At 41.3% G+C, this 16,721-nt stretch carries 18 protein-coding genes; 2 read left to right on the top strand and 16 right to left on the bottom strand.

Annotated elements, in window-relative coordinates:
* Positions 1-48: 48 nt before the first annotated feature.
* Complete coding sequence (locus tag C2759_RS02415; protein WP_215356014.1) at positions 49-930, top strand: FkbM family methyltransferase; 882 nt, start codon at positions 49-51, stop codon at positions 928-930.
* A 146-nt stretch (positions 931-1,076) separates the two neighbouring features.
* Here the strand turns inward: C2759_RS02415 and C2759_RS02410 are convergent, their stop codons facing one another.
* The 4 genes from C2759_RS02410 to C2759_RS02395 all read right to left on the bottom strand — a co-directional run bounded on the left by C2759_RS02410 (position 1,077) and on the right by C2759_RS02395 (position 5,548).
* Entirely contained in the window at positions 1,077-2,006 is a 930-nt protein-coding gene (locus tag C2759_RS02410) for a hypothetical protein (protein WP_215356012.1), read from the bottom strand.
* A 48-nt stretch (positions 2,007-2,054) separates the two neighbouring features.
* Positions 2,055-2,906, bottom strand: a complete 852-nt coding sequence (locus C2759_RS02405; RefSeq protein WP_215356010.1) for a hypothetical protein — start codon at positions 2,904-2,906, stop codon at positions 2,055-2,057.
* Positions 2,907-3,082: 176 nt separating this feature from the next.
* A complete protein-coding gene (locus tag C2759_RS02400; protein ID WP_215356008.1) occupies positions 3,083-3,973 on the bottom strand; it encodes a tetratricopeptide repeat protein in 891 nt (296 codons plus the stop codon).
* On the bottom strand, positions 3,974-5,548 hold the full coding sequence (locus C2759_RS02395; protein WP_215356006.1) for a tetratricopeptide repeat protein: 1,575 nt from the start codon (positions 5,546-5,548) through the stop codon (positions 3,974-3,976). It lies immediately after the preceding gene.
* A gap of 130 nt (positions 5,549-5,678) precedes the next feature.
* Here C2759_RS02395 and C2759_RS02390 point away from each other — a divergent pair, with 130 nt between their 5' ends.
* Complete coding sequence (locus C2759_RS02390; protein ID WP_215356004.1) at positions 5,679-6,242, top strand: hypothetical protein; 564 nt, start codon at positions 5,679-5,681, stop codon at positions 6,240-6,242.
* 45 nt (positions 6,243-6,287) lie between these two features.
* Here the strand turns inward: C2759_RS02390 and C2759_RS02385 are convergent, their stop codons facing one another.
* The 12 genes from C2759_RS02385 to flgG all read right to left on the bottom strand — a co-directional run bounded on the left by C2759_RS02385 (position 6,288) and on the right by flgG (position 16,717).
* Positions 6,288-7,418, bottom strand: a complete 1,131-nt coding sequence (locus C2759_RS02385; RefSeq protein ID WP_215356003.1) for a flagellar biosynthesis protein FlhB — start codon at positions 7,416-7,418, stop codon at positions 6,288-6,290.
* 110 nt (positions 7,419-7,528) lie between these two features.
* Positions 7,529-8,122, bottom strand: coding sequence for a tetratricopeptide repeat protein (locus C2759_RS02380; protein ID WP_215356002.1), 594 nt, complete (start codon positions 8,120-8,122; stop codon positions 7,529-7,531).
* A gap of 35 nt (positions 8,123-8,157) precedes the next feature.
* Positions 8,158-8,544, bottom strand: a complete 387-nt coding sequence (locus tag C2759_RS02375) for a hypothetical protein (protein WP_215356000.1) — start codon at positions 8,542-8,544, stop codon at positions 8,158-8,160.
* Positions 8,545-8,571: 27 nt separating this feature from the next.
* Positions 8,572-9,315: a hypothetical protein gene (locus C2759_RS02370; RefSeq protein ID WP_215355998.1), complete on the bottom strand. Its 744-nt coding sequence runs from the start codon at positions 9,313-9,315 to the stop codon at positions 8,572-8,574.
* 55 nt (positions 9,316-9,370) lie between these two features.
* Complete coding sequence (gene motB / locus C2759_RS02365) at positions 9,371-10,399, bottom strand: flagellar motor protein MotB (protein WP_215355997.1); 1,029 nt, start codon at positions 10,397-10,399, stop codon at positions 9,371-9,373.
* Between the two features lie 5 nt (positions 10,400-10,404).
* Positions 10,405-11,265: a flagellar motor stator protein MotA gene (motA, locus tag C2759_RS02360; protein ID WP_046329702.1), complete on the bottom strand. Its 861-nt coding sequence runs from the start codon at positions 11,263-11,265 to the stop codon at positions 10,405-10,407.
* A 17-nt stretch (positions 11,266-11,282) separates the two neighbouring features.
* Positions 11,283-12,146 carry a flagellin gene (locus C2759_RS02355; protein ID WP_215355995.1) on the bottom strand — a complete coding sequence of 288 codons (864 nt, stop codon included), beginning with the start codon at positions 12,144-12,146 and terminating at the stop codon, positions 11,283-11,285.
* 8 nt (positions 12,147-12,154) lie between these two features.
* Positions 12,155-13,624, bottom strand: a complete 1,470-nt coding sequence (gene flgK, locus C2759_RS02350; protein WP_215355993.1) for a flagellar hook-associated protein FlgK — start codon at positions 13,622-13,624, stop codon at positions 12,155-12,157.
* 12 nt (positions 13,625-13,636) lie between these two features.
* Positions 13,637-14,080 (bottom strand): hypothetical protein, encoded by a 444-nt coding sequence (locus C2759_RS02345; RefSeq protein ID WP_215355991.1) that lies wholly within the window; start codon positions 14,078-14,080, stop codon positions 13,637-13,639.
* Positions 14,080-15,204 carry a flagellar basal body P-ring protein FlgI gene (locus C2759_RS02340; RefSeq protein ID WP_215355989.1) on the bottom strand — a complete coding sequence of 375 codons (1,125 nt, stop codon included), beginning with the start codon at positions 15,202-15,204 and terminating at the stop codon, positions 14,080-14,082. The genes C2759_RS02345 and C2759_RS02340 overlap by 1 nt, the downstream gene beginning before the upstream one ends.
* Before the next feature lie 5 nt (positions 15,205-15,209).
* On the bottom strand, positions 15,210-15,935 hold the full coding sequence (locus C2759_RS02335; protein ID WP_215355987.1) for a flagellar basal body L-ring protein FlgH: 726 nt from the start codon (positions 15,933-15,935) through the stop codon (positions 15,210-15,212).
* On the bottom strand, positions 15,932-16,717 hold the full coding sequence (gene flgG / locus C2759_RS02330; RefSeq protein ID WP_215355985.1) for a flagellar basal-body rod protein FlgG: 786 nt from the start codon (positions 16,715-16,717) through the stop codon (positions 15,932-15,934). The genes C2759_RS02335 and flgG overlap by 4 nt, the downstream gene beginning before the upstream one ends.
* Between the last annotated feature and the right edge of the window lie 4 nt (positions 16,718-16,721).

Raw genomic sequence — 16,721 nt, 5'->3', positions numbered from 1 at the left:
ATAAATATTAAAATTGCAACCCACACCATAGTAGGATTGGAGTAGCCCATGTTTGATACATTTTTAAAGTCTCGGAGTAATATTTCGCCTAATTTACTCAACTTTTTAAGCCAGGAACAGAAATTTTTCTCTGGTGCACTCCGAAGGTCACAAAATACTCCTATGGATCAGAGAGAGATTTGGAGAAGAGAGACTATCTATGAAAGAAGACTTCGAGTATCTAAGGAAGTCTTTGAAATGATGAGGGGAATAGTTGGATATGGCCCCCTAAAAGGGCTGAGGCTCTCGGAGGAAGCATGGTGGGGAGCCCCAGACAAAGCCTCTATGCTGCTAGGTTTGTATGAACAAGAGCTCTTAATGACTTTATGCACTGAACCGTTAACTGAAAAATCTAATTTTATTGATATAGGCGCAGCTGATGGTTATTACGGAATAGGCCTGGTTATGGCTGGGTTTTATAAGAAATCATTTTGCTTTGAAATTAGCGAAAAGGGGCAAAACACTATAAAATTGAACGCTGAAGTAAATAGAGTTGCTAGTCAAATTACAGTCTATGGCGAAGCAGATGAAACTTTATTTAATAACTTTTCCCAAGACCAAATTAATGATTCGGTAGTTTTAGTGGATATTGAAGGTGGTGAGTTTGACCTGCTGAGCGAAGACTTTTTAGAGAAATTTCAACAAGCTTATATTTTAATTGAGATTCATAACTGGGTTGATAATTTTGAAGAAAAGTACTTTAAATTACTCTTAGCTGCAAGTAAATATTTTTACATAGATAAAGTTAACCCGATCGCTCGCGATCTAACAAAGTTTACCGAGTTAAATGACTTTACAGACGACAATCGATATTTAATTTGCTCGAAAGGTCGTCCTAATGTTATGCGTTTCTTAAGACTTAACCCGAAGTCTTCAAAGCCATCTAGATAACATTAAAAGTATTTTTCCTGCAGGTTGCAATATGCGCCATTAAAAACTTTTACCCATGCAATTAAAATAAATGCAATGATATTTAAACTATAAATTTCAAGATGCCCCATTAAACATTTACAAGCATCGCATTCCGACAGATGAGCTTAATTAGTCTTAATCCCAAGAATGATTTTTTTATCAAAAAAAGTAATACTTTTACTTATGAATTCCTCAACTCGTATTCTAGAGGTACTTTGAAGTAAGCGAGAGTCTTCAATTATCTTATCTCGAAAATTTAGAAAAAGAACATAATCGTCAAAATACTTTTCTTTATTATCAAATTCCTCTAAAGTCAGGTAAGGCATTGATAGTTCCTGAGCATTAATTTCATCAAAAGTCCATGGATTTTTTGAAACTATTACCGGTATACAACCATGAATAATCGCGTCAAATACAACTCCCGTCATTTGATCCCAAGTAAATAGATACTTTGCATTTTCAAGTAACAAGATATATTCCTCATGCGATTTTTTCCAATCCAAGCTAATTGTTCCGCCGATTCGCACAGTATCTCCATATTTACCACCTTTACCCACATAGGTTAATGAAATATTTTTATTGAGCTTTTGAATTGAATCTCTACTGGGTATCAATGTGAGATCATCATCCGTTAGAAAGAGATTAAAGTGCGCATTTGGTTCAAATATTTTTTGATAACTTACGATGAAATCATTTGAGTCATAGATTATTGGATTTCCAGTAATAAGCCCATTTTTATTCAGCATATACCTGACAACTTTTTTGGAATTTAATGGATTTCCTCGAATAATATCTGGATACACAACAATGTCACTTGCAAAGTCTATTTCTTCTAAACTTGTAATAACTGGGGTATTGTACGATTCATGAAATGCTGTTTTATCAGTCGTACTCATGAATGAATTGTATGATCTATCTCGCAAATCTAAAAAGAGCATAGATGAATTTACGCCTGCTTGATTTAACGAATGACAAAGAAAGTGCAAGACTTTTACGCCTGCAGATAGCTCATTGTAAGGTGGCGCAACAATAATGAATCTAGTACCTTTAGTCATGAGAGATTTCTTAAGTAAAAAAATATAAATTGAGATCTGCGGTAAATATTATTTTTTTGGAAAAATTGCTTTTAATTCCGAAAGTAGCGCTGTTGATCGCGCAATTTCTTCAAGTTGCTTAATTGGCATGGGGCTTTTCTGAACTTCCAAAAGAATTGAATCAGTATCAACTTTAGTAGTCATTATTAAATAGCCGTCATCATCTTTTTTGCTGTCGGATATTACGGCTACACCATTAGAAACTAAATACTGCAATCGAAATGGATTGATAAAATACTCCTTATCACCATAAGATAGCGATAAAGAATAATTAGTCTTAGAGAGATAGTAAGCCCTCGAAAGGTGGGGACTTTCATATCCCAAACTTATAAATTTGCCAGGAAACTTTTCTTTAAGTTTTGACATTGTATCCAAGCGGTTACCTTTTAACAACCCAAAAAAAACTCCCAAGTATGAACGAGAAATATTTCGTTTAATATTTTGATCAATCAATTCCTCGTAAAATCCCCATTTAGCATAACTAATTTTGTCAGCAAATCCAATTTCTCGATACGAATTGATACAAAATTGATAAGGAGTAATAATTTGCCTAGCATTATCAATTAACCCCAAATAGGAGACAAAATCAAAGTCGCTTCTTCCATTGATGGTATTTTGATAAATTGCTTCTATTTCATAAATAAAATAATCAATTTGATTTTTTTTTATGAAATTGACATGTTCCGGTTTGGCTATCCAATCAGCTCCAATTAAAATATTTAGGCACTTTGGGTCCATCTGATTATGTGAGATAGTTGTTTCGTATCCCAAGAGATTAAAGGTGTGGAATAACCCATAGATAACTTCAGATTTATAGTTAAACCATTCACTCGCTCCTAGGTGCGCGATATTTATTTTCATACTGAATATGCTTTATTTTTTGACATTAAATTTAAATTATTTTTTTAGACATATGAATTTAGAGGATAGTTGCACGCTGCAACTCTAAAGCCGTATCGATAGCCTGACTAATCTCCATCTATAGATCCTCTTTAAGCTTAGCAAATGCTCCGCTCCAGTCAAACACAGCTTGCTGCCTATAAAGTCTTAACGATTGATANNNGGGAGCCTAACCAGAGATCTCCGGGAGAGGACCTTGCAAGACCACCGAATTGAGAAGTACGCCAACGCCATTCGTATAACTCAAAACCTTCTTCAAACTGGCCATTGGCAAGTAAGGCTAGTGCTTTGTTCTTATGGGCCTCTGGATTAGTGCTCTGTAAGCTAATCGCCATATCAAAATTTTTGATGGCTAATTCTAACTCCCCCATTTCCATAAAAAGAAAACCACGATTATGAATAGCTTCAAAATAATTTTCTTTTAAATTAATAGCTTTATCGTAATTTTCCATCGCCAAATCAAACTGTTTCAAGCTTGTCAATATTGCCCCACGCTCAAAATAGGCTTGGGCATGATCAGGCTTGAAGCTTATGGCAGTATCAAGACTCTGGATGGCCTCAGCCAAATTTCCTAAATCTCTCAATACAAGTGCTCTACTATAAAAAGCCTCGATAAAACTAGGATCAATTTTGATTACGGTATTAAAGCTTTGTAATGCTTGGTCTAATTTCTTTGCCCTTATCAAAGCAAGCCCCCGATTGAAAATCGCTGAAATGGACAAGGGATTTAAATTGATAGCCTGATCAAATTTAAAAATAGCCTCATCGAAACGATCAAGTTCTTTGAGTGCATTACCAAGATTACTGAGCGCTACAGAATTCTTAGGCATCAGATCAATCGACTTTGATATTAAATCTATTGACAACTGATAGTCTTTGCATTGATAGGCAATTACACCCAAAAAATGTAACGCCTCAAAGTTGTTGGGCTCTTTTTGTAATATTTTTATATAGATCTCTTTTGACTCTTCAAGCCTGCCTACACGCTGCAACTCTAAAGCCGTATCGATAGCCTGACTAATCTCCATCTATAGATCCTCTTTAAGCTTAGCAAATGCTCCGCTCCAGTCAAACACAGCTTGCTGCCTATAAAGTCTTAACGATTGATACCAGGGACTATCTTTTCTACCTAACATCCAGCGCCATTCTGGAGCATAAGGTAACAAGACGCGAGTATCTTTACCCAAAGCGCCTGCTAAATGCACTGTCGTATTGTCAATTGAAATAATCAGATCGCATGCCTCAATGATGGCAGCTAAGCCATCAATGTCATCATACATATTGACTGATTTCAAATTGATAACCGTGACCCCTAGGTCTTTTTCAACTTGGGCAATCTCTTCGTCAACTTCACCATACTGAAGATTAACGTATAAGAGATTATCGTTATCCAACATACTGATAAAGTCTTTTAAGTGAATACTTCTAAAAAGTCCGGTTTTATCAGCCTTACTAAGCCAACTGATGCCACATAATTTCTTAGAATGGGGATTTTTTAGTCTAAGCTCTTCTTGCAATTGAGACACTCTTTTTTGATCTGCCTTCAGATAGCCCTGTGACATCGGAATATTGTGCAAGGTTGTTTTTAAAGCACGTGGTAGTGACATGATGGGACAGCGGTAATCAAAGCGTGGCAGAGCATCGTCTAAGCTTATGACTTCATAGTTTCCACTTAGACTTTTGAGTAAATTCACTAACTTTTTAGGGGCTTCTAGAATCACGTGGGCGCCTAGATCTGAAACGCCCTGCACATAACGGCAAAATTGAATAACATCGCCGATGCCCTGCTCCGCTTGCAATAAGATTGTTTTTCCAGACAATGATTGGGAGCCTAACCAGAGATCTCCGGGAGAGGACCTTGCAAGACCACCGAATTGAGAAGTACGCCAACGCCATTCGTATAACTCAAAACCTTCTTCAAACTGGCCATTGGCAAGTAAGGCTAGTGCTTTACACAAATGAACCCCAGGATAATCAGGCCTCAAATAAATGGAACGCTCATAACTAGCTACTGCCTTAGAAATCAAATTCAGATCAGCGAGCACATTCCCGCGATCCATATATACCTCTGGTGAATTGGGACTCAAACCAATTGCATAGTCATACATTGCCAGCGCTTCATTAAATTTCCCCAAATCACGCAGAGTGTTGCCTAAATTATTAAAGGTCTTGAAATCGTGTGGATCTAGATTAATTGAATTAGTAAAGCTTGTTATCGCCTCAGGGTATCGCTTCAGCTTTCTTAATACGGTACCGCGGTTCGAATATGCTTGAGAAAAATTGGGATCAAGTCTAATGGCTTCATCATAATTTTCAAGCGCCTCAGAATTTCGATCTAGCTCTTTTAAGACATTACCAAGGTTAGAATGAAATGAGGCTTGATTTGGAGCTATTGATATTGCCTTTGTAATTAAAATACGCGCTTCTTGATATTTTTTAAGGGAGAAATTTGCTATCCCAAGCAAATGCAGTGCGTCACAATCATTGGGGCTTTGCTGCAATATTTGCTCATAAATTACCCTGGCTTCTTCAAAATTTCCAGCACGGTAAAGACCTAATGCATCTCCAAATGCCTTCTCAATTTTAACTTGACGCAGCTTCATCCCACTCTTATCCAAACTACCCCCTTTTTTTTACTTTGTAGATATGTTTTTCAGCTATCGGACTCTGCGTTATTTAAATATCCACTAAATTGGACTATATTAGATTATTAACAATTTAAACTATAAATCTATGTCCATTCTTCGCAATTTCAATAGGGCTATTTTGGCCTTAATGACCCTCAGCCTTCTAGCCTGCGGTAACAATGATCCCTCGCCTAAGGCAGATGTTTGGCTACCCGATACGGCAATCGTAAAACTACCGATGGAAGAATATGCTGGCATTCCATTCAATACCAGTGGACAGGAGGCGATTGAGAAATTTAAGTGCACCCAATATGACTTAACCTATAGCTGCAAGGTCAAAAATGGTGAAAAAGACGAAGATTTATGGCTAATCTACAATGAGGTTGGTCGTATGGTGCTCATGAAAAAAGAGTTGGGCTACTACAAGCAAGATGTGGCAGATGCCATTATTGAGCGCTTCACTATCAAATACGGCTTAGATTACAGTCCCTCTGAGGGCCAACAAAGTGCTTTTGCCTCAGGGGTTCGAAAGACTAAAAGCTATGTTTTTGGAGGCGGACAAGTGGCCTTTCAGATTGGAAGAAGCCTCAATAACCGTAATGAATTGATGCTGGTTTATTTTTTTCCTGAAGATGTCGGTACAACCTTTGCCAAAAGCGTCATGAACTGAGTTATTTTGACTTAGGTTAGGCTGGATATGTTTGGCCTAATTTAGTTAAAGCAGGGGTTTACCTGGCTTAAGCTGGGTAGCAATGAAGTCGACTTGAGGAATTTCGCCCGGTGCGCCTGATTCCTTGGTGTCATAGGCCCACGCCAAAATTTGGGCTATTGCCTCAAACAGTGGTAACGGAATAGATTCTCCAATCTCTAGCTGACTATATAAATAGCGTGCCAAAGGGGGGATTTGGGCAATAGGTACATTAAAGTCTTTTGCTACCTCTTGAATGCGTAAAGCCATCTGGTCTACCCCTTTTGCAACTACGATTGGAGCCGACATCTTTTCCATATCATAGCGCAGTGCTACAGAATAGTGCTCTGGGTTGGCAAGTATGACGTCCGCTCGCTCAATAGCCGCCATCATCCTAGATGAAGAAATTTGCCTTTGCATTTGACGTAAGCGCTGCTTAATTTCAGGAGAACCTTCAGTCTCTTTACCCTCTTGCTTCATTTCTTCAGGACTCATCCGAATTTGCTTGCGAAAGTCAAACAATTGCAACCAAGAGTCCCCAACCGCAATCAATAACAAAGGTAAAAGCAGCAGCATAAAACCATCCAAGATAAAAGATGATGTTTGCACTAGTGCTGCATCAAAGCCTAAATTAACGATCGAACGAATGTAAGTAAATAAACCCACTAAATAGGTAAAACCCACCCCCAACATGAGGGTAGTTTTAATAAAGTTTTTTAACAACTCACTTAAGGTTTTCAGGGTGAACATCCGCCCTATACCTGCAATGAAATCGAGCTTTTCCAACTTAAATTGGGGCGCAAAATAAGCGCGAAAGTTTACTAAAGATAGTGGGCCTAAGACGCCAATAATCCATAACGGAATGAGGAGCACAGCTAGTAGCAAGAGAACCATTAGAAGCGATCCTCCAAACCACTCTTGCACATGATCAATCAACTTTGCAGGCTCTGAAAACTGGAAGATTGCTTGGGTCATCAATACCAACTGCTTGACTAACAAAGGGCCTATCCACACCAGAAAGATGGTGAAAATAATCATCACAATAAAAGTGGTCAAATCACGGGATTGGGGTAATTGACCCTGCTCTCGAGCACGGGCAATGCGCCGCTCAGTCGGTTCTAGTTCCTTTTCTTGGGAGTTATCTCCTCCTTCTGCCACTTTTTATTCCCACCCATCATTCATAATATGGCTCAAGCTTACACCCTAAGAGCCCATTATTCCTGAATTACTAGGGGTCAATGCAGCGTTGGAGTTAGGGTCTAGATTTGTTAAGGCAAGGTTTTTTTGAGTGTAGAGATTTTTTCTTGGGCATCATTGAGCTCTTGAGAGTTCAATGATGCCTTGAGCTTTACCACCTCTGCACCAGCCACTGGATTACCGGTGGAATCTGATAAGGACATCCAAATATAAGCTTTTGGTAAATCTACCGCAATTTGGCCGCCATCCATATAGAGATGGGCTAAGTTGTATTGCCCCACTGCGCTCCCAGCCATGGCGGCTTTTTCAAACCAATAGAGGGCTAATTGCGGAGCATTGTCCAAAGTATCGATTTTTTGATACAAGACACCCAATTCAAGCATGGCTTCAATATTGCCCTTTTCGGCCGCACGATTTAACCAAACTAAGCCTTGCTCAATATTTTGTTTTGTGCCAATTCCTTGGATATACATCAAAGACAAATCATACTGGGCCTTGGTATCCCCAGATTCTGCGAGACCTTGAAATAATTGATAGGCCTTGGTGTAATCACCGGCGGCATAAGCTGACCTTGCCTGCTGGTAATCCGAACAAGCCAATAAAAGGCCCCCAAAAGCCAGCAGCAATGAAATACGCAAGCCTTTTAACCAATTCAGTCTGGGCATGGCTAGCTCGGTTGAGTACGATAGTTAGCTATTACTTACTTTTTATTCGGAGGCGCAGGCTTCTTCTCTTCCGGCTCTTCGACATCCTCATCCGGAGGAGTATCGCTGGCCTTAGGCAAGTTCACTGGCAAGGCAGGCTCAATATAGTAACTTGCACCTAAATCCCCACCAATCATTCTGGCAAAGCCACCAAAATAACGGCGTCCCAGATCAGGGTAGTAAGGGGCAGCGACTAAATAACCTTTTGAGCGAATGCATGCACTATTGTTCATGCTACCCTCACAACTTGCGATCGCCGACAAGCGTCCAACCTCAAACTGCTCACCTAAGAAAAAGCCAGAGATCAGAATAACTAATGGCAGAATGAGCCAAAGCAGGAGCTTTTTAGCCAACTGTATTAAGGATTCAAGCTTTTCATTCATATCTGTTACTTTCCAATCAATGGCTTATCAATGTTGCTCAGCCTTCTTAGGTGCACTTTGCACTAAATCTCCGGGTAGCTTTCGCCATGTCGCAATCGGTTCCTTATTATGCAACTTTGCATACACCTGAATAATTCTGGGATCTGCAGGATTCAGATTATCCTTCATTGCGTTATACATCCTTGCACCGGCAATTTGGTTGCCCTGCTCAATATAGGCGTTAGCAGCATTATAAAAATAACCGGCTGCCTTTTCTTGTTGCGGGTTACCAACAATGGACGATAGATAAAGATTGCCTAAATATTCGCATGCACTGGGATTCTGAATTTTAGCCGGCACAATAAAGTGCTTTTCCGCTAATAAATATTGTTTTTTAGCATAACGACGAAAAACGGTATTCGTTAAGATGAAATCAGGATGGGTCACGATCTCAGCTTGACGATCGTAGTACTTCATACGCTCAAAGGCAATTAATCCACGATAATAGTTTGCCTGCACATCCCCATCCCCTGCTAGGGTATCGAGTTTTTCTAAGATCCCCAAAGCCTCCTTGCTATAACGCAGCACCTCATCCTCTGGCTCAATACATTTGGGATTTTTCACACAAGCAATCGCAACGATAGTTTTATCAAAACTACGTTTATAGCGTTTATAGAGTTTTTTTGCTTCACTCGCAGGCCCCACAAAAGGCTCTGAAGAAGTCTTAGCTTCTGTACTGCTCTTTTTTTGAATATTCTTATCTTGAGCTTTAAGGTCTGAAGCTATGCTCACCAAGGGCACCATGATCATGAAGGCAAGAAGGATTCTAAAGAGCGATACCAAAACCTTACCTCGCAGGCTTGCCTGTAGCTGGTTTATCTACCTTTGAAGTATCCATTGCAGGTGCTATTGGCGGATCCTTAGATAAAAATTGGGCAGGCGCTCTCAAATTAGCCGGGATTTCTTGTGCTCCTTTTGGCAATTCCTCCTTCTGCCTCTCAATCGGTCTTTGTACTGGCTTCTCTTCTTTCTTAGGCTTTCTATTTAGAAGCGTGATTGAGATGCGGCGATTTAAGGGGTCACTTAAATCAGCTGGATTTAAGGGAATGGTATCTGCGAAACCAATGACTTGGGCAACATTTGAAGGCGCCAAGCCTCCAGCAATCATTTCTCGGCGAGCTACATTAGCACGCTCACTAGAAAGCTCCCAGTTGGTGTAACCTGCTTCACCATTAGAGAATTTTGCAGCATCTGTATGGCCCTCAATACGAATCTTGCCTGGATTATCATTTAAAGACTTTCCAATCACACGCAATAAACGTCTTGCAGCAACACTAGGTACTACGCCACCACTATTAAACAAGGGTTTACCTTTTTCATCTACCACCTGAATCCGTAGACCCTCGGAGGTGATGTCCATAAAGAGTTGTCCTTTGATATTCTTTAGCTCAGCATCAGATTCAACACTTTTTTCAATTTCTGATTTGACTGCCTCATTTTTAGTTCTGTCTTTACGGGCATTTTCAACATCAGTTACCGATGAGTCACTAATACGGCGTTGCTCAGTATCGGCATCAGCCTTGGCCTCAACCCCAGCTACCTTAGAAATATTGTCACCACCACCCTTGATAATCCGAGTAGTCTCGCCCGACCCTTGACCACCACTCATAGAAACGCGCATCGGATTTTGAAAATAGGAGGAGATACCAGCCAAGTCACCTGCTGTAGTGGATCCTAAAACCCACATCAACAAGAAGAAGGCCATCATCGCCGTCACGAAATCGGCGTAAGCAATTTTCCAGGCACCACCATGATGACCATGACCGCCTTTTTTAACGCGCTTAACGACAATAATTGGCGCGTCGGATTTAGCCATCGTGCTTACTTTCCTTTAGCAGCTTTGGTACCTTCATCCAGCTCAGTAAATGTTGGACGTTGATAAGTAAAGAGTACTTTGCGTCCAAATTCAACCGCTGCTGCAGGGGGAAAATTATTCAGGCTCGCAAGCAAAATAGCTTTAATCGCCATGTAGGCCCTGGTTTCGGACTCGGCTTGCTGTTCGAGAACTTTGGCAACTGGTTGCACAAAAGCGTAGGCCAACAAAATACCTAAGAAGGTACCTACAAGCGCTGCACCAATGAGTTTACCCAACTCTGCTGGGGGTAAGCCAATGGAGCCCATGGTGTGAACCACACCCATCACCGCCGCCACAATACCAAATGCAGGTAGACCATCACCCACCATTGTGACCGATGCCACAGGTATATGGCTCTCTTGATGATGGACATCTAACTCTTGCTCCATCAAGCTTTCAATTTGAACTAGATCTAATGAACCACCAAGCATCATCCGCAAGTAGTCAGTAATGAAATCGACTAAATGGTGATCCTTCAAAATGTCTGGGTATGCCTCAAAGAGTGGGCTCGACTCTGGCTCCTCAATATCACCCTCTAAAGACATCAAACCATCACGTTTCACTTTCTGCAAAATCTCAAACATGAGGCAGAGTAAATCTAAGTGTTTTTTCTTTTGGTCGCCAGCACCTTTAAAAGCCCCGCCCAGAGCTCCTAAAGTTTTCTTCAGATTGATGATGGTATTTGAGGCAATCATCGTACCAAGTGCAGCTCCAACAATGGTCAAAACCTCGGTAGGTTGCCATAAAACCGCTAGATGACCGCCATGCAGAGCATAGCCCCCTAGGGCACAACCCATCGCAATAATCCAGCCTAATGGAATATTCATACTTCTATTTACTCAATTTAAAGTTTTGAAAATAAGTTACTTTGCTGTAGTCTAGCAAACATTGCTTGAGCAGCGTTTAATAAGGTCTGGGACCTAGTAAAAGCTGCTGTTGCTTCAGCCATATCAGTATCTAAAAGCGCTGAGGATGCAGCAATCAGTTCAGTTCTGACAGCAACTACCGTTGCCTGAGCATTATCCACCTGTTTGGAAATACCTCCACTAGTCTGTTGCGCCTGCATTAGCTGCGTATACGAGGCGTTTAGATCACTGGATACCGTTGCTCCATTGGTGGGCGAATTGCCCAAAGATTTTTGCTTCAAATAGGTGACAAGAGCGTCTATATTTAGATAAATATCGGAATTTTCTGAATCTGCCAATTCGCTATTGGCGCCAAAAGCGTCACTAAAAGCAACGCCAGAAGCCACAGTAACCCCCGGCTCGATTTGAACACTATTCACCGCATCGGGAAATATTGCATGGCCCGTTGAATCTGTTGCAGTCATTTGACTCTGAATAGCATCTCTTATTTGCTCAGCTTGAATAGCCAAAGCGGCAAAGTTAGACTGATTTAAAGAGGCGTTTTGAGACTGTATGAATGTCGTTTTAAGCTGAGTAAGTTGGTTTAGGATGCTATCCATTTGGGATTGCGCATCATTATGATTGTTTGTTGCGATTGCCTGATTAGATTTGAACATCTGAAGGCGAGATATATCAAAATCTAACTCAACCCCTCTTGAGATAGCGTAAACGTTATCTGAAGCCTTGGTGTAATTCTTGCCAGAACTGATTTTTTGTTGCCACGCAGTCGCGTCATTCAGAGCGGTATTCATAGAATCAACGCCGGCATTGATAACTTGGTTTGAGCTTATTCGAATAGACATTATTTATCCTAATTCATAATTGATAAAAGAGCAGTAAACATTTGGTTGTCTACTTGAAGCACTTTTGTAGATGCCGAATAGAGCTGTTGATACTTTAATAAGTTTGCTGCCTCTTCATCCAAATTAACACCTGAAATCGAATCTCGTTCATCAGTTAAAGTTTTTAAAACGGCTTGATCGGCTTTTTGACTACTTCTCCATGAGGCAACCTGAACACCCACATCACTTACTAAACTAGAAGTAGCATTTGCAAAAATAGATATTCTGTTTGAGGTTGTATTGGCCAGATCCGAAGTGATAATAGGCTCTCCATCATCATCAAAGTATGTCGATGGGTCTTGAGGCGCAATGGATACAAAATTACTGGCAACCAACCCTGCTGAAGTCATCGAATTACCAGAATCACCTAAATCAGAGTAAAGAGTAGTCATCCATGAGTCTAGGGCAATATCTGGTACATCATCAGCATAAGCAGTACTATCATCATCAAGATCAAAGATAGTGGCTGATCCCACTTCAAATCCAAAAAGTCCAACACCCGAGCTAGCACTAGCAGTTGCTGTATTTGCAACCTTGACCAATCCAATAGCCAACGAGTCTAATCGCTGATTAATTTTTGGTACAAAACTATTGGCCAACTCCAGCAATGCACCTGCTTGCCCACCGTCCAAGTCCTGAATATTTAATATGGTTGAATTATTAGTACCACTTTTCAAAGAATACGTACCACTGCTATTGATTAGCAATTTATTGGCCATGGCTCCCTCTACTAAGGCCATTCCATCTACTAATTGCGTAACCGTACCATCTCCATTAATGAGTGTTTGACCACCTACTAATTTTTGCAATTGCGAACTTAATCGATCACGCTCATCTAATAAATCAGCAGATGGTGTTGAATTTCCTGCACTAGTACTCTCAATAATTTTTTGATTGATTTGTGCTAGTGCTGGCAAGAGTGTATTGACTTGTTCTGCTGTATCAGATAATCCTTTTTTAGCATCATCTTCTATTTGCGAAACCAAGCTTGTCATCCCGGTCATACGCTGTGCAACATCATTTGCTGCTGCGGTAATAGCCGCTGCCTGTGATTTACTTGTTGGATCTGCTGCGTAAGTACCCATCGCATTAAAAAAGTTACTAATGGCTGAATTTAATCCAGTAGAAGCACCAGACACTAAGGTATCAATCGATTGGGTGTATTGCACTAATGTATCGCTGTAGCTAGACTTTGCCTCTTGATTTAATAGTTGACCATTGACTAACGCTGAGTACTGGCGTGTAAAACCACCAACCGCAAAGCTTGTGCCATTTAGCATCAAGTTATTGGGTGCCATTGCATTAATAGTTGCTGTTGCAGATCGGCGAGTAAAGCCATCTACTGATGCTCCAGCAACGTTTTGCGAGGTAATTAAGACCCCTGCTTGCGCTATATTAAGCGCAGCCATTGCTGAATCGGTGATTGAATAGACGCCCATATAATTTCCTTATTAAGGAGCACCCCCAAAGCCATTTGGTCTTTGTAAAGACTGCAATGTTTGCGCTGTAACTGGAGCTGAGCGAGGAGTATCTAATGGTTTTACGGCTACTTTTTCATTTCCGCTTAGCTTTCCTGCATTAGCCTGCGCAATTAACTGTTCAGCCATCTTATTTCCAAATCCGACACCTGGCCCTTTTGAGAGCATATCGGCCACATGGTCATCCATCATCTCTAAATACGATTTAGACGCGCTACTTTGCCCATCCATTCCATTTAAGCTGGTATTGCGTGCAGAACTAAGCATCTGCCTAATTAAAGTGCGCTCAAAACCCTGTGCAGCCTGCTTTAATTTAGCCTCATCGGATAAGTTAGTTGATGTAGTTTTTGTAGCTGTACCTTGTAAAAGTCTAGCTACATCATGATTAATTGAAGGTGTTAATTGATTAACATCCATTAAATCACCTCTAATTCTGCCCGCAGCGCACCAGCGGCTCTCAGTGACTGTAAAATTGAAATTAGATCCTGCGGGGTTGCCCCCATCATATTGAGTGCTTTAACCACTTGGTCTAAGGATGCGCCACCTGGAACTGAAATCAAACTATTTTCTTTCCCACTATCACTAATGGTGGCAGTATCTTCCGTAGCGGTTGTTGTCTGGCCACGGCTGAAAGGCAATGGCTGACTAACCGTTGGAGACTGCTGTATTTTGACGGTTAAATTTCCATGGGCAACTGCTGAAGGTGATAATCGGACCGCTTGATTCATAACAACAGATCCGGTACGCGAATTTAATATCACCCGCGCAGGTTGACTACCCATCAGCACATCTAAATCTTGTAACGCTGCCATAAATGCTGTTCTTTTTAATGGCTCTGTTGGCACACGTACATTAAGTGATCTGGCATCAATCGGTAATGCAGTGCCAATCCCAAAGCGACGACCAATCGTCTCAGCCGTTCTTTGCATTAAAGAAAAATCAGCTTGACGTAAATCGAGTTGCACAAATTCATCAACTAGCAGAGCTGGCACAGCCCTCTCTACAATACCGCCTGAAGGGATTCGACCGGCAGATAAATGGTTAACCGAGGTTGAGGCCCCACCTGATGCAGCCCGTGAGCCTCCGATGACAACGTTACCCTGAGCCTGTGCATAAACCTGACCATCAGCAGCTTTGAGCGGTGTCATCACTAAGGTGCCGCCTTTTAAGCTAGTGGCATTACCCAAAGAAGACACTGTTACATCTAACTGCTGTCCAGGCCTAGAAAGCGCTGGAAAATCTGCAGTAACCATTACCGCTGCCGTATTACGAAGCTGTGTTTGGTTTCCAGTTGACGGCAAAGTAACGCCTAGTACTCCGATCATCTGCAGAACACTTTGGAGAGTAAATGGCGTCTGCGTTGTTTGGTCGCCTGTTCCATCCAAGCCAACTACTAAACCGTAGCCCACTAACTGGTTTGATCTTTGCCCAGCGATATCAGTAAAGTCTTTGATGCGATCAGCTAGGCAGTTGCCGCTAAAGAAAGCTAAGCTGACTAATATTAGTAAGCCTTTAGTCCATCGAGAAGTTATGTTATTCATCTTCATTAGAAAGGTGCGAGCTTCAGCATTAAACGCGTAAACCATCCGGTACCCTGGGTGTCATCTGTCGCACCGCGTCCGCGATACTCAATTCGAGCATCAGCTACTTGCTGTGAAGAGACTTGATTAAACACAAGAGTATTGGGGTTCACGATACCGCCAAAACGAATAATTTCCTCTTCATTACTAACGGCAACTTGTTTTTCGCCAGCAACAACTAAGTTACCATTAGAAAGAATCTCTACAACAGTTACAGTGATCGTACCAGCAAAGGTATTACTAGCGGCACTGGTACCTGCGCCCTCACTCTTGATATCTCCGGTACCGCTAAAGTTTGCTGCGTTTGCAAGACTAAACATAGTGCCATTGAATGTCGGACTGTTATTACCAAAGGTGGATGTGCCATTTGCTTTTCTAGCTGCCGTCATACCAGAATTTTTCGCTGCGCTAGTAGTTTCATTCAACACCACTGTGAGAGTGTCTCCTACGTTTCGAGCGCGACGATCCTCAAAAAGTGGTCGATGACTCACTGCATTAATATAGGGTCCACCTGAATTAGCTGGATATAAGCTTCCCATGTTTGCAGATGTTTCCTGAATAGGGCGGGGCCTTGCAGTCGTGGGTGTTGATAATAAAGACGGGCGATCTGCACTAGCACAAGCGCCTAATAAGATGGCGCTCGTGGCACTCACAAAGACGTATCGTAATGATCTACCAAGTTTCATCATCATTGACCTAAATTAGAGACGCGCTGCAAAATTTGATCAGAGGCAGATACAGCTCTGGTGTTTATCTCATATGCTCTCTGCGCTGCTATTAAATTCACAAGCTCTTCAGCCACATTCACATTGGACTGCTCAATATAGTACTGATTCATCGTACCAAATCCATTTAATCCTGGTAAACCATTCGTTGCATTACCGGATGCTGGCGATGCAATATAGTTTCCGCCACCAAGTGCAACTAAGCCCGCAGGATTAATGAAGTTAGCCATGGATAATTGACCAACTTGCGTAATAGTTCCGTTTTGATTCGTAGCTTGTACCACACCTGAAAGGCTTATAGTAACGCTCGTTGCGGTAATCGGAATAGTCAATCCAGGTGAAACTACATTTCCGGATGATGTGACAATTTGTCCCGTTGCACTTGTACTAAACTGGCCATTGCGGGTATAGGCAGTAGTTCCATCAGCAAGTGCAATTTGAAAAAAGCCATTACCGTTAATAGCAAGGTCATATTGATTACCTGTTCTAAATAATGTACCTTGTAAATTATTACGCTCAGTAGAGGTAATCGCTGATCCAGATCCTACCTGCAGACCTGTTGGCAAAAGATTTTGCGCATTTGCTGCTGAGCCAGCAGCGCGAACAGTGGTGTAGAGCAAATCCTGAAATAACGGCTGGACCCGCTTATATGCAGTTGTAGATGAGTTAGAAAGATTATTAGCAATCGTATCTAGATTCATCTGCTGGGCATCCATGCCCGTCTTAGCTATCCATAATGAGCGTATCATTTTT

Source organism: Polynucleobacter sp. MG-Unter2-18 (genome assembly GCF_018687675.1).
Taxonomy (GTDB): Bacteria; Pseudomonadota; Gammaproteobacteria; order Burkholderiales; family Burkholderiaceae; genus Polynucleobacter.
This window is presented reverse-complemented; position numbering and strand designations above follow the sequence as displayed.

What these genes read in the sequence shown, in the direction of transcription:
- C2759_RS02415 (WP_215356014.1), top strand. Translation starts at nt 49, where the DNA reads ATGTTTGATACATTTTTAAAGTCTCGGAGTAATATTTCGCCTAATTTA.
- C2759_RS02410 (WP_215356012.1), bottom strand. Translation starts at nt 2,006, where the DNA reads ATGACTAAAGGTACTAGATTCATTATTGTTGCGCCACCTTACAATGAG.
- C2759_RS02405 (WP_215356010.1), bottom strand. Translation starts at nt 2,906, where the DNA reads ATGAAAATAAATATCGCGCACCTAGGAGCGAGTGAATGGTTTAACTAT.
- C2759_RS02395 (WP_215356006.1), bottom strand. Translation starts at nt 5,548, where the DNA reads ATGAAGCTGCGTCAAGTTAAAATTGAGAAGGCATTTGGAGATGCATTA.
- C2759_RS02390 (WP_215356004.1), top strand. Translation starts at nt 5,679, where the DNA reads ATGTCCATTCTTCGCAATTTCAATAGGGCTATTTTGGCCTTAATGACC.
- C2759_RS02380 (WP_215356002.1), bottom strand. Translation starts at nt 8,122, where the DNA reads ATGCCCAGACTGAATTGGTTAAAAGGCTTGCGTATTTCATTGCTGCTG.
- C2759_RS02375 (WP_215356000.1), bottom strand. Translation starts at nt 8,544, where the DNA reads ATGAATGAAAAGCTTGAATCCTTAATACAGTTGGCTAAAAAGCTCCTG.
- motB (WP_215355997.1), bottom strand. Translation starts at nt 10,399, where the DNA reads ATGGCTAAATCCGACGCGCCAATTATTGTCGTTAAGCGCGTTAAAAAA.
- motA (WP_046329702.1), bottom strand. Translation starts at nt 11,265, where the DNA reads ATGAATATTCCATTAGGCTGGATTATTGCGATGGGTTGTGCCCTAGGG.
- C2759_RS02355 (WP_215355995.1), bottom strand. Translation starts at nt 12,146, where the DNA reads ATGTCTATTCGAATAAGCTCAAACCAAGTTATCAATGCCGGCGTTGAT.
- flgK (WP_215355993.1), bottom strand. Translation starts at nt 13,624, where the DNA reads ATGGGCGTCTATTCAATCACCGATTCAGCAATGGCTGCGCTTAATATA.
- C2759_RS02345 (WP_215355991.1), bottom strand. Translation starts at nt 14,080, where the DNA reads ATGGATGTTAATCAATTAACACCTTCAATTAATCATGATGTAGCTAGA.
- C2759_RS02340 (WP_215355989.1), bottom strand. Translation starts at nt 15,204, where the DNA reads ATGAATAACATAACTTCTCGATGGACTAAAGGCTTACTAATATTAGTC.
- C2759_RS02335 (WP_215355987.1), bottom strand. Translation starts at nt 15,935, where the DNA reads ATGATGATGAAACTTGGTAGATCATTACGATACGTCTTTGTGAGTGCC.
- flgG (WP_215355985.1), bottom strand. Translation starts at nt 16,717, where the DNA reads ATGATACGCTCATTATGGATAGCTAAGACGGGCATGGATGCCCAGCAG.